Origin of the sequence: Plantibacter sp. lyk4-40-MEA-4, from assembly GCF_030209415.1 — a bacterium.
Classification (GTDB): domain Bacteria; phylum Actinomycetota; class Actinomycetes; order Actinomycetales; family Microbacteriaceae; genus Plantibacter; species Plantibacter flavus_A.
Map to the genome: position 1 here is coordinate 115,404 of NZ_JARVSA010000010.1, position 14,824 is coordinate 130,227.

The following is a 14,824-nucleotide window of genomic DNA, read 5'->3' on the forward strand; positions in this document are numbered from 1 at the left end:
CCTGTCGGAGGTGCGTCATAGGGTGAAGGCGTGAACACGGTCGACGCGAACCCCCACTGGACGGACCGCCTGGCGGTCTTCGATCTCGAGACGACCGGCATCGAGGTGGAGACGAGTCGCATCGTGACCGCCTTCGTCGGTGTCATCGCCGCGGACGGTTCGGTCGAACGCTCGTGGTCCTGGATGGCCGACCCCGGGGTCGAGATCCCCGCTCGCGCCGCCGAGATCCACGGCGTCACGACGGAGCGTGCCCGGGCGGAGGGGCGTCCGGCACCGGCCGTCGTCGGAGAGATCGTGTCCGTCCTCACCGAACTGTTCGCCGCACGGACCCCGGTGGTCGCCTACAACGCGCCCTACGACTTCTCCCTCCTGCACTTCGAGGCGGAGCGGCACGGGGTGACCTCGATCACCGCCCCGTCCCCCGTCGTCGACCCGCTGATCCTCGACCGACGGCTCGACACGTTCCGCCGCGGCAAGCGGACGCTCGAGGTCGTCGCCGCCCTGCACGGCGTTCCACTGGAGGGTGCTCACGACGCGGGCGTGGACGCCGTCGCCGCTGGACGCGTCGCTCAGGCCATCGGCCGACGCTACGCCGACGCGTTGCCGACGAGCGTGGACGAGCTGCACGAGGCTCAGCGGACCTGGTCGCTCGAGCAGGCGGAGAGCTTCCAGTCCTACATGCGCCGCGTGCGCGATCCCGAGTTCGTCGCCGAGGGCGCTTGGCCCATCCGCACCGGACGCCCTGCCGCTCGACCCGAGGCGCCGGTCATCGTCCCAGCGGACCAGCTGCCCATCGGTATCTGAGTCGCACGGACTCCCCACGACGACGAACGCCCCGATCCGAGGATCGGGGCGTTCGTGTATGACAGCGGAAGGACTACTTGCCGAAGCCCTTGAAGCGCTGGTTGAACTTCTCGACGCGACCGGCGGAGTCCATGATGCGCTGCTTGCCCGTGTAGAACGGGTGCGACTCGGACGAGATCTCCACGTCGATCACCGGGTAGGTGACGCCGTCGAGGTCGATCGTCTTGCCCGACGAGACCGTCGAGCGCGTGAGGAACGTCGCGCCGGAGGCGAGGTCGCGGAAGACGACGGCTTCGTACGTGGGGTGGATGTCAGATTTCATCAGCAGTCCTTGTTGAGTGGATGGTGTGGGTAGTACCCGCGCTCGGAACTCCAGGCACGAGGCAGAAAGCTCTTGGCTCCGCGAGCCAAAGGTCGACTTTACCAGACTCGGCGCGCGTCTGCTCGCCTGCCGAGGTCGACCCGCCGAGGCACGACCGTCAGGAGGGGGTGACGGCCGAGCGTCCGGCGCGGGCGGAGCGGGCGTGGAAGCGTCCGTCCTCCTCGGTCAGCTCGATCGGGAGGTCGAAGGTCTCACTGAGGTGCTCGGCCGTGAGGGTCTCGGCGATCGGTCCGGCGGCGACGACGCCGCCGTCGCGAACGAGCAGGACGTGCGTGAAGCCGACGGGGATCTCCTCGACGTGGTGGGTCACCATGATGATCGCCGGTGAGTCGTCGGCGCTCGCGTAGCCGCCGAGCAGCTCGACGAGCTCCTCGCGCGTGCCGAGGTCGAGGCTCGCGGCCGGCTCGTCGAGCAGGAGGAGTTCGGGGTCGGTCATGATGGCCCGCGCGATCTGCACGCGCTTCTGCTCGCCGTCGCTGAGCGTGCCGAAACGGCGGTCGGCGAGGTGGTCGAGCTTCCATTCGGCGAGGACCCGCGAGGCCCGCTTCACATCGATGTCCTCGTACTGCTCGACCCAGCGGCCGGTGACCGAGTAGGCCGCCGTGAGCACGACGTCCAGGACGGTCTCCTCCGGCGGCACCCGCTTCGCGAGGGCGGAGGACGCGAAGCCGATGCGCGGTCGCAGCTCGAAGACGTCGACCCGGCCGAGCGTCTCGTCGAGCACGGAGACCGTGCCCTTCGAGGGGTGGATGAGCGTCGCCGCGAGCTGCAGGAGCGTCGTCTTGCCTGCGCCGTTCGGGCCGAGGACGATCCATCGCTGGTCGCCCGTCACCGTCCAGTCGACGCCATCGAGGATGGGGTTGAGATTGCGGACGACGGACACATCGGAGAACTGCAACACGCTCGGCATGGTCCTAGCCTATCCGCCAAGACTCGTCGCGCGTCGCCGTCCTCCGAGGTGTCCGCAGGTGGTTCAGACCAGGCTGCGGTACAGCTCCGCGGTCTGGGTGGCGATGCGCGACCAGCTGAAGTCGGACTCCGCGCGTCGGCGACCAGCGGCCCCGTAGGCCCTCGCCTGGGCGGGATCCTGGACGACCTCGGTGAGGGTGGCGGCGAGGTCGGCGACGAAACGCTCCGGGTCGAGCGGGGTGCCGGTGCCGTCGGACGCCTGCGCGAGGGGGACGATCCTCCCGGTCACTCCGTCCTGCACGACCTCAGGGATGCCGCCGGTCCCCGTCCCGACCACGGCGGCACCGCAGGCCATCGCCTCGAGGTTGACGATGCCGAGCGGCTCATAGATCGACGGGCACACGAAGGTCGTGGCGGCGGTGAGGACGGTGCACAGCTCGTGACGCGGGAGCAGCCGTTCGATCCACACGACCCCGGTGCGTTCGCGCTGCAGCTCCTCGACGAGCCCCTTGACCTCGGTGAGGATCTCGGGGGTGTCGGGAGCGCCGGCGCACAGGATGAGCTGCACGTCGGGCGGCAGCAGGCGGGCCGCGCGGAGCAGGTACGGCAGCCCCTTCTGACGGGTGATCCGACCGACGAAGACGACGGAGGGACGGGACGGGTCGATGCCGAGCGACCGCAGCAGCTCGTCGTCCACGCGTGGCTGCCAGTCGGTCAGGTCGATGCCGTTGTAGATGACCTGCACCTTGGCCGGGTCGAGGCTCGGGTACGACCGCAGGATGTCGCGACGCATGCCGTCGCTGACCGCCACGACGGCCGCGGCGCCTTCGTAGGCGGACTGCTCGATCCAACTGGACACGCGGTACCCGCCGCCGAGCTGCTCGGCCTTCCACGGGCGGAGCGGCTCCAGACTGTGCGCGGTCACGACGTGCGGGATGCCGTGCAGCAGCGACGCGAGGTGACCGGCACCGTTCGCGTACCAGGTGTGCGAGTGCACGAGGTCTGCTCCGGCGACGTCCTGGGCGATCAGGAGGTCCGTCCCGAGTGTCGTGAGGGCGCCGTTCGCCCCCTGGAGCTCGGCCGGGACACCGTAGGCGACGGTGTCGGCCTCGTCGCGTGGAGCGCCGAAGCAGCGCACGGTCACGTCGATGTCGCTACGGAGGGATTTCACCAGCTCCGACACGTGGACGCCTGCGCCGCCGTAGATCTCCGGCGGGTACTCCTTTGTCACAAGATCAACTCGCATGTCTAGACGCTAGTACAGGTCTCGTCCGGCATCTATTGTGAAGCCATGGCCGCCTCAAAGAAGATCTTCGGAATCGTCCTCGCTGGTGGGGAAGGGAAGCGGTTGATGCCGCTGACCGCAGACCGCGCGAAACCGGCCGTACCGTTCGGCGGGCAGTACCGTCTGATCGATTTCGCGCTGTCGAACCTCATCAACTCCGGACTCACCCAGATCGTCGTCCTCACCCAGTACAAGTCCCACAGCCTCGACCGCCACGTCTCGCAGACCTGGCGGTTGTCCGGCCTGCTCGACTCCTATGTCGCGTCCGTGCCGGCGCAGCAGCGTCTCGGGAAGCGCTGGTTCAGCGGATCCGCCGACGCGATCCTGCAGAGCCTCAACCTGATCCGCGACGAGAAGCCCGACATCGTCGTGGTCGTCGGCGCCGACCACGTCTACCGCATGGACTTCGCGCAGATGATCGAGGCGCACATCGCCTCGGGCAAGAAGGCGACGGTCGCCGCGATCCGTCAGCCCATCTCCCTCGCCGACCAGTTCGGCGTCATCGACGTCGACGCGGACGACCCGACGACCATCGCCCGCTTCCTCGAGAAGCCGCTCGACGCACCGGGCCTGCCCGACTCCCCCGGTGAGGTGCTCGCCTCGATGGGCAACTACGTCTTCGACGCCGACGCCCTCATGCAGGCGGTCATCGACGACGGCGAGGTGACGAGCTCGAACCACGACATGGGTGGCGACATCGTCCCGTACTTCGTCGATCGCGGCCAGGCGGGCGTCTACGACCTCCAGCGGAACGATGTACCCGGATCGACGGATCGCGATCGCTACTACTGGCGCGACGTGGGGACGATCGAATCGTTCTACGAGGCCCACCAGGACCTCATCTCGACCCTCCCGATCTTCAACCTGTACAACCGCGACTGGCCGATCTTCAGTTCTCAGCTGAACTCGCCGCCGGCGAAGTTCGTGCGGGACGCGAAGGGCAACCTCGGCCAGACCATCGACTCGATCGTCTCCCTCGGTTCGCTGCTGTCCGGTGCCCACATCGAGCGCAGTGTCCTCGGGCCATGGGCGCTCGTGGAATCCGGCGCCCACGTCTCCGACTCGGTCGTGTTCGACAAGGTCCACATCGAACCGGACGCCGTCGTCAAGCGGGCTATCCTGGACAAGGATGTGGTGGTCACCTCCGGCGCGAGCGTCGGTGTCGACCACGACCGTGACCGCGCTCGCGGCTTCACCGTCACCGAATCCGGTCTCACCGTGGTTGGCAAGGGAGTACGCGTCGTTCCATGAGTACCGAGCGTTCGGCAGTGGCGGATCCAGAAGCAGCACTCCCCCCACAGGCCGGACGAGGCGTCCGGTTCCTCGCGGTCCTCGACGCCGACTCGACGCTCATCGAGAACGAGGTGATCGAGCTCCTCGCCGAGGAGGTCGGCAGCCTCCCCGAGGTCGCCGCCATCACCGAGCGCGCCATGCGCGGTGACCTCGACTTCGCCGACAGCCTCCGGGCCCGGGTCGCGACGCTCGCGGGCCTGCCCGTCGACCGGATCCCGGTGATCGCCGAACGGATCCGGACGACGACCGGCCTGGAGACGCTGATCGGCCGGCTGCATGCGCACGGGTCACGGATCGGTGTCGTGTCCGGCGGGTTCCATGAACTGCTCGACCCGCTGGCCGAGGCACTCGGCCTCGACCATGTGCGGGCGAACCGCCTCGAGACGGCCGACGGTCGGTTGACGGGAGGCCTCAGCGGTCCCATCATCGACGCGGCGGCGAAGGCGGCCGCACTGCAGGAGTGGGCCGACGAGGACGGCGTGCCGTTGGCACGGACGATCGCGATCGGCGACGGAGCCAACGACCTCGAGATGATGGCCGTCGCCGGGCTCTCGGTCGCGTTCAACGCGAAGCCGATCGTCCGCCGCCGTGCCGACGTCGTCGCCGGGCGGGTCGACCTCGCCGGCGTCCTCCCACTCCTCGGGCTCTGATCCGCGCGTCGGGGGTCAGCGCCCGAGGTCGGGTTCTGCTCGGTGCGGTGCTGCCCGGGTCAGTGACCCATGCCGAGGCCGCCGTCGACCGGGATCACGGCGCCTGAGATGTAGCCCGCGTCGTCACCGGCGATCCACGTGACGACCTTCGCGACCTCGTTCGCACTCGCGAAACGCGCTGCCGGGATGCTCTTCTTGTACTCGGCCTGGGTCTCGGCGGGCAGTTCGGCGGTCATGTCGGTCTCGATGAACCCCGGGGCGATCACGTTCGCCGTGATCCCACGTGCACCGAGCTCGCGGGTGATGGACCGCGCCATGCCGATGAGGCCGCTCTTCGAGGCCGCGTAGTTGACCTGACCGGCCGACCCGTAGAGGCCCACGACGCTGGAGATGAGCACGATGCGTCCGAAGCGTGCCTTGAGCATGCCCTTGGACGCGCGCTTGACGACGCGGAAGGAGCCGCCGAGGTTCGTGTCGACCACCTGGTCGAAGTCGTCCTCGCTCATCCGCATGAGCAGGGTGTCCTTCGTGATGCCCGCATTCGCGACGAGCACCTCGACCGGGCCGAGCTCCGACTCGATCTCGCTGAACGCCGCGTCGACGGAGGCTGCATCGGTGACGTCCGCGCGGACCGTCAACGTACCCGCGGGGCCTTCGCCGGATCGAGCGGTGACGGCGACGCGGTGACCCTGCGCGACGAACTCCTCGGCGATGGCGAAACCGATCCCCCGGTTGCCTCCGGTGACGAGTACGGTGCGTGGTGCGGTCATGGTCGATTCCTCTCCTGCGGCGATACCGGCCGACTCGTGCGGCGGCCGTCGGGGCGCGCGGCGTTCCGGCCGCGGACCCGTACCAGCATATGGGGGTGCTCCGGTTCTCCCGGTGATTTGGGGGCTTCGCCCACCCGCCGAGCGCGTAGGCTGGTCGTGGCATGAAGCAGCAGAGCATCACCTCCCTCCCACCGGCTCCCGAACAGGAGCGCCGGCAGCGGTTCATCAAGTACTCGATCACCATGGGTGTCCGGTTGCTTTGCCTCGCTGCGCTCCCGTTCGTCCAAGGCGGTTGGATGTTCGCGGTCGCGGCCGGTGCCATCTTCCTGCCGTACGTCGCCGTCATCATCGCGAACGCCGGATCGCTGCCGTCGCAGGGGGCCATCGAGCGCCCCACCGGTGTCGTCGTGTCCCAGCGGCCGATCATCGTCGACGACTCGGTTCCGCCTCGTCCCACCGACCAGGCATGATCGGGTTCGGTGCCGAGCCCGACGGCGTGATCTGCTCCCGGGCCGGCTGCCGCGCGGCGGCGAGCTGGCGGATCGAGTGGCGCAATCCGAAGATCCACGCGGAGGACCGCGTGAAGGTCTGGACCGCCTGCGACGAACACGTCGACTTCCTGGAGGCGTTCCTCGAAGCCCGCTCCTTCCCCCTCGAGCGGCGTCCGTTGACATCGGCGGTCGGCTCATGAGCGCGGGTTGGCGGTTCGCCTTCAGCCGCCGTTGGCTCGGCTACCTCGGCGTCGCGATCGTGTTCGCGATCGTGTGCGTCCTGCTCTCCAACTGGCAGCTCGCTCGGGCGAGCGAGAAGGAGGAGGAGGTCCAGCGCATCGAGGCCAACTGGGACGCGACTCCGATCCCGCTCGACGAAGCGCTGCCGTCGCTCGACTCGTTCAGCGTGGCCGACGAATGGCACCCGGTGTCGATGAGTGGCACCTACCTGCCTGACGAGCAGCTGCTGGTGCGGAACCGTCCCAGGAACAACCAGGCCGGCTTCAACGTCCTCACGCCGCTCCGACTCGCCGACGGAGACGTGTTCATCGTCGACCGTGGCTGGGTCGCCGCGAACGATTCACTCGAAGCACCCGAGTCGGTCCCGGCGCCTCCGAGCGGAGAGGTCTCGGTCGTCGTCCGTATCCGACCCGGCGAACCGACGCTCCCGGGCCGCGGGGCCGCCGACGGGCAGGTGGCCACGATCAACCTCCCGCAGATCGCCGAACTCCGCGGCGAGACCCTCTACTCCGGTGCGTACGGCATGCTCCTCTCGGAGAGCCCGGCGCCGGCCGAATCGGCGCCGCTCGGTCCGATCAAGCCCGAGCCGAACGAGGGGATGCACCTCTCGTACGCGCTGCAATGGGTGGTCTTCGCGCTGATGGGCTTCATCTTCCTCGCCTATGCCATCCGTCAGGAGTACCGCATCCTGAATTCCGACAACCCGAAGGAGCAGCGGCGTGCGGCTGCACGCGCCGAACGGCTCGCCGCGAAGGCACGGTCCGACGCCGACATCGAGGATGAGATCCTCGAAGCGAGTCGCTGACGCGAGTGCGACGAGCCGTCGACGGACGGTGCGTACCCGGCCGGTGATGCTCACGGACCGGGAGCGCTGGCCCGCTGGCGCTAGGCCAGGCTGACGAGGTCCTGGTAGTCCTTGTTCCAGTGGTCCTCGACGCCGTCGGGCAGGATGAGCACTCGCTCGGGGTTGAGCGCCTCGACGGCGCCCTCATCGTGACTCACGAGCACGACGGCACCCTCGTAGTGGGCGAGCGCGTCGAGGATCTCCAGACGGCTGGCCGGGTCGAGGTTGTTGGTCGGTTCGTCCAGGAGGAGCATGTTCGCGCCCGAGACGACGATCATCGCGAGAGCGAGTCTCGTCTTCTCGCCACCGGACAGCACGCCCGCGAGCTTGTTGGAGTCGTCGCCGGTGAACAGGAACGAGCCGAGGACCTTGCGCGCTTCCATCTCGGTGATGTTCGGCGACGAGGAGACCATGTTCTCGAGCACGCTGCGCTTCACGTCGATCGTCTCGTGCTCCTGCGCGTAGTAGCCGATCCGCAGGCCGTGCCCGGGCTCGAGCTGCCCGGTGTCGGGCTGGTCCACTCCGGCGAGGATCCGCAGCAGGGTCGTCTTGCCCGCACCGTTGAATCCGAGGATGACGACCTTCGAGCCACGGTCGATCGCGAGGTCGACGGCCGTGAAGATCTCGAGCGAGCCGTAGCTCTTCGACAGGTTGCTCGCCATGAGCGGCGTCCGGCCACAGGGCGCCGGAGTCGGGAACCGTAGCTTGGCCACGCGGTCTTGCGCGCGGACCTCCTCGAGCCCGGAGAGCATCCGTTCGGCGCGAGCCACCATCTGGTGGGCTGCGGCCGCCTTGCTGGCCTTCGCACCGAACTTGGCCGCCTGGAGCTGGAGCGCCGTCGCCTTCTTCTCGACGTTGGTGCGCTCCTTCTTCCGGCGCTCCTCGTCGGCCTCGCGCTGACGCTGGTAGTTCTTCCAGTTCATGTTGTAGATGTCGATGACGGTGCGGTTCGCATCGAGGTAGAAGACCCGGTTGACGGTCTCGCCGACGAGCTCGATGTCGTGCGAGATCACGATGAACCCGCCCTTGTACTGCTTGAGGAACTCACGCAGCCAGACGACCGAGTCGGCGTCGAGGTGGTTGGTCGGCTCGTCGAGGATGAGCGTCTCGGCGTCGGAGAAGAGGATGCGCGCGAGTTCGATGCGGCGGCGCTGTCCGCCCGAGAGCGTCTTCAGCTGCTGATCGAGGATGCGATCGGGTAGGTTCAGGTTCGATGCGATCGAGGCCGCCTCGGCCTCCGCGGCGTACCCGCCGAGCGCGTTGAACCGGTCGGTGAGGTTGCCGTACTTCTTCATGGCGGCTTCCGCCACCTTCGGGTCGTCGCTCGCCATGGCCATGCTCGACTCGTGCATGCCGAGTGCGAGCTGGCCGAGACCACGCGCATCGAGGATGCGGGTGCGGGCGAGGTCCTCCGGGTTGCCGGAACGCGGGTCCTGCGGCAGGTACCCGATCTCGCCACCGCGATCGATCTTGCCGTTCGTCGGGAGGGTCTCCCCCGCCAGCGTCTTGGTCAGGGTCGTCTTCCCGGCACCGTTACGGCCGACGAGGCCGATCTTGTCGCCGGCGGACACGCGGAAGTTCACGTGCTCCATGAGCACGCGTGCCCCCACGCGGATCTCGAGGTCGTGCACACTCAGCACAGGCATAGTCCATTTCTTCGGGTGCGTTTCGACAACGCGGAGGGTGGGGGTCAGCCTCCCAGTATAAATCGTGAATCCGATGCTCAGCACCGCGGCCGTTCCGGCAGGGTCCCGGTGCGGCCGGACGTCCGTCAACGCAGGGCGGAGATCCGTCCGACCGCCTCGGTGAGGAGCTCGGGCGAGCAGGCCAGGTTGAGTCGTGCATGGCCGACGCCTCCGGGCCCGAACGGGGCTCCCTCCTGCAGGGCCACGCGCGCCTCGCGCAGGATGCGCCGCGCCGGGGGCTCCGTCCAACCGAGCCCGGTGCAGTCCAGCCAGGCGAGGTACCCGGCGGCAGGCGGTCGGTAGCCGACCTCGGGCAGCTCGGCACCCAGCAGCTCACCGAGCAGCCGCCGGTTGCCGTCGATCAACGCGAGGAGCCCGTCCAACCAGGGCTCTCCCGACTCGAAGGCGGCGACCGACGCCAGCACTCCGAACTGGCCCGTCCGCCAGAACACCTCGACCGGCATCCCCGCGACCACGCTCCGCGGTCCGGGTGCGGCGGTGACCATCACCGCGCACTTCAGGCCGGCGAGGTTCCAGGCCTTGCTCGCCGACAGGACGGCGTACCCGTGTTCGGCGGCCTCGTCGGACACGCTGAGGTAGGGGACGAACCGCTCGCCCGGTTGGGTGAGCGGAGCGTGGATCTCATCACTCACGACCGTGACCCCGTAGCGCGCTGCCAGTGCTGCGACCGAGCGGAGTTCGTCGACCGTGTGCGGCCGACCGATCGGGTTGTGCGGGTTGCAGAGGAGGAAGGCCTTCGCTCCGTCGCGGAACGCGGCTTCGACACCGTCCAGGTCGAGCCGCCAGCCTCCGGCGAGATCGTCGGCGCGGCTGGACCCGAGCAAGGGGACGTCCACCACGACTCCCCCGGCCTCGGTGACGAGGTCGAAGAACGGCGGGTAGACCGGCGAGGTGATCACCACGCCCTCACCGGGTGAGATGACGCGACGCAGGATCTCGACGATGCCCATGCTGACGTCGGCGGTGGTGAACACGGAGCCGGGATCCACATCCCAACCCCAGCGTCGCGCTGCGAAGTCGGCGAACGTCTGTGGGAGCCGTGTGCGGCTCGCGACGTACCCGGCGTCGCCGCGGTCGATGGCCGCGTGTAGGACCTCGCGGACCACGGGTGCCAGCGGGACGTCCATCTCGGCCACGAACATGGGCAGGACGTCGTCGGGGTACTCGGACCACTTCTCGCTCGTCCGGCTGCGCAGGACGTCGAGGGGGTCGGCGGACACGATCTCGGTCATGCGTCGACCCTATCCGGGATCAGCCGGGTGACGCCGCCGGGAACAGGACGACGGACGGCTGCATTGCAGCCGTCCGTCGTCGTGGAGGATCGATCAGATCGAGAAGCCGAGGGCACGCATCATGTCGCGCCCGTCGTCCGTGATGCGCTCCGGGCCCCACGGCGGCATCCACACCCAGTTGATGCGGAAGGCGTCGACGATGCCGTCGAGCGCTTGACCCGTCTGCTCCTCGAGGACGTCCGTGAGCGGACATCCGGCGGAGGTCAGGGTCATGTGGATGATGAGCGCGTCGTTCTCGTCATCCCAACCCAGGTCGTAGATGAGACCGAGGTCGACCACGTTCACCCCGAGCTCGGGGTCCATGACGTCCTTGAGCGCCTCTTCGACCTCGTCGAATCGTTGCGGACTGAGCGTTGTTACCATGTCGTTATCTTAGACCGCTGGCGCGGCTTCAGGCACCTTCCGGGGCGACGACGGCGTCCACGAGGAAACGGTCGTAGCCTTCGTTCTCGAGGCGGTCGGCGAGCTCGGGACCGCCCTGCTCAGCGATCTTGCCGGCGACGAAGACGTGCACGAAGTCCGGCTTGATGTAGCGGAGGATGCGCGTGTAGTGCGTGATGAGCAGGACACCGAGGCCCGTGTTCTCCTTGGCGCGGTTGACGCCCTCGGACACGATCTTGAGGGCGTCGACGTCGAGGCCGGAGTCGGTCTCGTCGAGGACTGCGAACTGCGGCTTCAGCAGCTCGAGCTGGAGGATCTCGTGACGCTTCTTCTCGCCACCGGAGAAGCCCTCGTTGACGTTGCGTTCCGCGAAGGCAGGCTCCATGCGCAGGTTCTTCATCGACTCGCGGACGTCCTTGATCCAGCCGCGGATCGCGGGCGCCTCGCCGTCGACGGCGGTCTTCGCCGTGCGGAGGAAGTTCGTGACCGTGACTCCGGGGATCTCGACGGGGTACTGCATCGCGAGGAAGAGTCCGGCACGGGCGCGCTCGTCGACGCTCATCGCGAGGACGTCCTCGCCGTCCAGCGTGATGAATCCGCTGTCGACGGTGTACTTCGGGTGGCCGGCGATCGTGTACGCGAGCGTGGACTTGCCCGAACCGTTCGGACCCATGATCGCGTGGGTCTCGCCCTTCCGGATGGTGAGGTCGACGCCACGCAGGATCGGCTTGGTGCCCTGCTCGGTTTCGACGCTGACGTGCAGGTCGCGGATTTCGAGGACTGACATGGTGCTAGATCTCTTTCGTTGCGGTCGGGTCGATGTAGATGTCGCCGTCGATGAGCTCGACGGTGTAGACGGGGACCGGCTCGTAGGCCGGGAGGGTGAGCGGCTTGCCCGTCGTGAGCGAGAACTGTGAGCCGTGTGCCCAGCATTCGAGATTGCCGTCCTCGACGAAGCCTTCGGACAGCGAGATGTCGCCGTGGGTGCAGACGTCGCCGATCGCGAACAGCTCGTCGGACGCGTCGCGCACGAGGGCGATCGGCACGCCGTCCACCACGACCCGCTTGGCCTGGTTGACGGCGAGCTCGTCGAACGAGCACACCTTCGTCGCCATCAGTGCTGCGCTCCGCCGGTGCCCTGTCCGTCGGCGCCGAGCAGTTCGGCCTCGATGGCCGCCGAGAGGCGCTCCTGCAGCTCGGTGTCACCGATCTGCTGGATGATCTCCACGAGGAAGCCGCGGACGACGAGTCGTCGTGCCTCGTCCTCAGGGATGCCTCGAGCCTGCAGGTAGAAGAGCTGCTCGTCGTCGAAGCGTCCGGTCGCGCTCGCGTGACCGGCACCGGCGATGTCGCCGGTCTCGATCTCGAGGTTCGGCACGGAGTCGGCACGGGTGCCGTCGGAGAGGACCAGGTTGCGGTTCTGCTCGTAGCTGTCGGTGCCGACGGCACGGTTGCTGATGAGGACGTCGCCGATCCACACGGACCGCGCACCCTCGCCCTGCAGTGCGCCCTTGTAGGTCACGCGCCCGCGGGTGTTCGGTGCGTCGTGGTGCATGTAGACCTGCTGCTCGAGGTGCTGACCCGCGTCGGAGAAGTACACGCCGAGCGAGTCGAGGTCCGAGCCCTGACCGGCGAGGTGCAGGGTCGGGTTCACCCGGACGACCTTGCCGCCGAGCGACACCACGACGTGCTTGAGGTGGGCGTCACGACCGATGGACGCGAAGTGGCTGGCGAGGTGCACGGCGTCGTCGTCCCACCACTGCACGGTCACGACGGTCACGTCGGCCTGCTCGCCGACGACGATCTCGACGTTCTCGGTCAGGCGGGCGTCGCCCGCGTTCTCGATGATGACGAGGCCGCGGCTGAACGGCGCGGCGGTGATGACGGTGTGCGCAGCGCGGGCGCTGTCGCCGAGTCCGCTCCGCTCGAGGCGCAGGGTCTTGGACTCCTCACCCGTGACCGAGATCGCCAGTGCCTGGTCGAAGCTCGACCAGGCGTTCGCGGAGGCGCGCTCCTCCGGCACGCCGGCGGAGCCGACGCGGGCGTCGTCGCGACCGATCCACTCGACGCTGAATCCGTCGACGTCGTCGTGCGTGATCGGGGTGGGAGAGCCGTCGAGCTCCCCCGCGGTGAGGTCGGTGAACTGCGCGACCGGGCTGAGCTTCCAGACCGCCTCGCGTCCCGTCACCGCTGGGAAGTCGGCGACATCATAGGAGCTGAAGCGCTCCGAACGGGTCTGCACCGGGATGACGCGTCCTGCGCCGTCGCTGTGTGCCGTGATGCCGTGCTGTCCTTCGGTCTGAGTCGGTGCTGCAGTCGTCATTAACCGACGGATCCTTCCATGCCCATCTCGATGAGCTTGTTGAGTTCGAGTGCGTACTCCATGGGCAGTTCGCGGGCGATCGGCTCGATGAAGCCGCGGACGATCATCGCCATGGCCTCGTCCTCCGGCATGCCGCGGCTCATGAGGTAGAAGAGCTGCTCCTCGCTGACCTTGGACACCGTCGCCTCGTGTCCGAGCTGGACGTCGTCCACACGGATGTCGATCGCCGGGTACGTGTCGCTCCGGGAGATGGTGTCGACCAGGAGCGCGTCGCAGCGCACGGTGTTGGCCGAGTGATGGGCGTTGGCGTCCACCCGGACCTCGCCGCGGTAGCCCGCGCGTCCGCCGCCTCGGGCGATCGACTTGGAGACGATGGACGACTGCGTGTACGGAGCCATGTGGATCATCTTCGCGCCGGCGTCCTGGTGCTGGCCGGGACCGGCGAAGGCGACGGACAGGGTCTCGCCCTTGGCGTGCTCGCCCATGAGGTAGATGGACGGGTACTTCATCGTGACCTTGGATCCGATGTTGCCGTCGATCCACTCCATGGTCGCTCCTTCGGCGGCCGTGGCGCGCTTCGTGACCAGGTTGTAGACGTTGTTCGACCAGTTCTGGATCGTCGTGTAGCGGACGCGGGCGTTCTTCTTGACGATGATCTCGACGACCGCGGAGTGCAGCGAGTCCGACTTGTAGATCGGCGCGGTGCAGCCCTCGATGTAGTGCACGTAGCTGCCTTCGTCGGCGATGATCAGCGTGCGCTCGAACTGACCCATGTTCTCGGTGTTGATCCGGAAGTAGGCCTGCAGCGGGATCTCGACGTGCACGCCGGGCGGCACGTAGACGAAGGAGCCACCCGACCATACGGCGGTGTTCAGCGCGGCGAACTTGTTGTCGCCGGACGGGATGACCGTGCCGAAGTACTCCTCGAAGAACTCGGGGTGCTCGCGCAACGCGGTGTCGGTGTCCATGAAGATGACACCCTGCGCCTCGAGCTCCTCGTTGATCTGGTGGTAGACCACCTCGGACTCGTACTGCGCGGCGACGCCGGAGACGAGGCGCTGGCGCTCCGCCTCGGGGATGCCGAGCTTCTCGTAGGTGTTCTTGATGTCGTCCGGCAGGTCCTCCCAGGTCTGAGCCTGCTTCTCGGTGGACCGGACGAAGTACTTGATGTTCTCGAAGTCGATCTCGGAGAGGTCGGCGCCCCACGTCGGCATGGGCTTGCGCTCGAACAGCTGCAGGGCCTTGAGGCGGCGCTGCAGCATCCAGTCCGGTTCGCTCTTCAATGCGGAGATGTCGGCAACGACCTCCGTGGAGATGCCGCGGCGCGCTGAAGCGCCGGCGACGTCGCCGTCGTGCCATCCGAACTCGTATTGGCCGAGTCCGGCGAGCTCCGGGCGATCGATCAGGATGTCTGACATGTGTCCCTCTTTCCTCCCTGGAGACAACCACCGGCT

The 14,824-nt window shown here is 67.9% G+C and carries 17 protein-coding genes; 6 read left to right on the forward strand and 11 right to left on the reverse strand.

Annotation, left to right across the window (positions count from 1 at the left end):
- Positions 1-30 precede the first annotated feature (30 nt).
- Complete coding sequence (locus QRN44_RS16470) at positions 31-804, forward strand: 3'-5' exonuclease (RefSeq protein ID WP_285039651.1); 774 nt, start codon at positions 31-33, stop codon at positions 802-804.
- Positions 805-877: 73 nt separating this feature from the next.
- On the opposite strand, the gene QRN44_RS16475 is transcribed toward QRN44_RS16470, so the two are convergent.
- From QRN44_RS16475 to glgA, 3 genes are all read right to left on the reverse strand, one after another.
- Positions 878-1,126 carry a type B 50S ribosomal protein L31 gene (locus tag QRN44_RS16475; protein WP_056005588.1) on the reverse strand — a complete coding sequence of 83 codons (249 nt, stop codon included), beginning with the start codon at positions 1,124-1,126 and terminating at the stop codon, positions 878-880.
- A 157-nt stretch (positions 1,127-1,283) separates the two neighbouring features.
- Complete coding sequence (locus tag QRN44_RS16480; protein ID WP_064296948.1) at positions 1,284-2,096, reverse strand: ABC transporter ATP-binding protein; 813 nt, start codon at positions 2,094-2,096, stop codon at positions 1,284-1,286.
- A 63-nt stretch (positions 2,097-2,159) separates the two neighbouring features.
- Positions 2,160-3,341: a glycogen synthase gene (glgA, locus tag QRN44_RS16485; RefSeq protein WP_071260213.1), complete on the reverse strand. Its 1,182-nt coding sequence runs from the start codon at positions 3,339-3,341 to the stop codon at positions 2,160-2,162.
- Positions 3,342-3,386: 45 nt separating this feature from the next.
- On the opposite strand from glgA, the gene QRN44_RS16490 reads away from it, so the two are divergent.
- Together QRN44_RS16490 and serB are read left to right on the forward strand one after the other, a co-directional pair.
- Positions 3,387-4,631 (forward strand): glucose-1-phosphate adenylyltransferase, encoded by a 1,245-nt coding sequence (locus tag QRN44_RS16490; RefSeq protein ID WP_121290622.1) that lies wholly within the window; start codon positions 3,387-3,389, stop codon positions 4,629-4,631.
- A gap of 17 nt (positions 4,632-4,648) precedes the next feature.
- Positions 4,649-5,323: a phosphoserine phosphatase SerB gene (gene serB / locus QRN44_RS16495; protein ID WP_285039653.1), complete on the forward strand. Its 675-nt coding sequence runs from the start codon at positions 4,649-4,651 to the stop codon at positions 5,321-5,323.
- A gap of 59 nt (positions 5,324-5,382) precedes the next feature.
- Here serB and fabG read toward each other — a convergent pair whose 3' ends face one another.
- The gene (gene fabG / locus QRN44_RS16500) at positions 5,383-6,093 is read right to left on the reverse strand and encodes a 3-oxoacyl-ACP reductase FabG (protein ID WP_064296944.1); all 711 of its coding nucleotides are present in this window, start codon (positions 6,091-6,093) and stop codon (positions 5,383-5,385) included.
- Positions 6,094-6,254: 161 nt separating this feature from the next.
- On the opposite strand from fabG, the gene QRN44_RS16505 reads away from it, so the two are divergent.
- Genes QRN44_RS16505 through QRN44_RS16515 form a run of 3 tightly spaced genes read left to right on the forward strand, consistent with a single transcriptional unit; the run spans position 6,255 to position 7,629 of the window.
- The gene (locus QRN44_RS16505) at positions 6,255-6,563 is read left to right on the forward strand and encodes a DUF3099 domain-containing protein (RefSeq protein WP_064296943.1); all 309 of its coding nucleotides are present in this window, start codon (positions 6,255-6,257) and stop codon (positions 6,561-6,563) included.
- On the forward strand, positions 6,560-6,784 hold the full coding sequence (locus QRN44_RS16510; protein ID WP_064296942.1) for a hypothetical protein: 225 nt from the start codon (positions 6,560-6,562) through the stop codon (positions 6,782-6,784). Before QRN44_RS16505 ends, QRN44_RS16510 begins: the two co-directional genes overlap by 4 nt.
- On the forward strand, positions 6,781-7,629 hold the full coding sequence (locus QRN44_RS16515; RefSeq protein WP_285039657.1) for an SURF1 family cytochrome oxidase biogenesis protein: 849 nt from the start codon (positions 6,781-6,783) through the stop codon (positions 7,627-7,629). The genes QRN44_RS16510 and QRN44_RS16515 overlap by 4 nt, the downstream gene beginning before the upstream one ends.
- An 80-nt stretch (positions 7,630-7,709) precedes the next feature.
- On the opposite strand, the gene abc-f is transcribed toward QRN44_RS16515, so the two are convergent.
- From abc-f to sufB, 7 genes are all read right to left on the reverse strand, one after another.
- Complete coding sequence (gene abc-f / locus QRN44_RS16520; protein WP_056005615.1) at positions 7,710-9,308, reverse strand: ribosomal protection-like ABC-F family protein; 1,599 nt, start codon at positions 9,306-9,308, stop codon at positions 7,710-7,712.
- A 131-nt stretch (positions 9,309-9,439) separates the two neighbouring features.
- Positions 9,440-10,606, reverse strand: coding sequence for a MalY/PatB family protein (locus tag QRN44_RS16525; RefSeq protein ID WP_121290629.1), 1,167 nt, complete (start codon positions 10,604-10,606; stop codon positions 9,440-9,442).
- Positions 10,607-10,699: 93 nt separating this feature from the next.
- A complete protein-coding gene (locus QRN44_RS16530) occupies positions 10,700-11,029 on the reverse strand; it encodes a metal-sulfur cluster assembly factor (protein WP_056005622.1) in 330 nt (109 codons plus the stop codon).
- A 28-nt stretch (positions 11,030-11,057) separates the two neighbouring features.
- Positions 11,058-11,834 carry a Fe-S cluster assembly ATPase SufC gene (sufC, locus tag QRN44_RS16535; protein WP_285039660.1) on the reverse strand — a complete coding sequence of 259 codons (777 nt, stop codon included), beginning with the start codon at positions 11,832-11,834 and terminating at the stop codon, positions 11,058-11,060.
- A gap of 4 nt (positions 11,835-11,838) precedes the next feature.
- Entirely contained in the window at positions 11,839-12,162 is a 324-nt protein-coding gene (locus QRN44_RS16540; protein WP_064296937.1) for a non-heme iron oxygenase ferredoxin subunit, read from the reverse strand.
- Entirely contained in the window at positions 12,162-13,370 is a 1,209-nt protein-coding gene (gene sufD / locus QRN44_RS16545) for a Fe-S cluster assembly protein SufD (RefSeq protein WP_175115822.1), read from the reverse strand. Before sufD ends, QRN44_RS16540 begins: the two co-directional genes overlap by 1 nt.
- Positions 13,370-14,788: a Fe-S cluster assembly protein SufB gene (gene sufB / locus QRN44_RS16550; RefSeq protein ID WP_056005633.1), complete on the reverse strand. Its 1,419-nt coding sequence runs from the start codon at positions 14,786-14,788 to the stop codon at positions 13,370-13,372. The genes sufD and sufB overlap by 1 nt, the downstream gene beginning before the upstream one ends.
- Positions 14,789-14,824 lie beyond the last annotated feature (36 nt).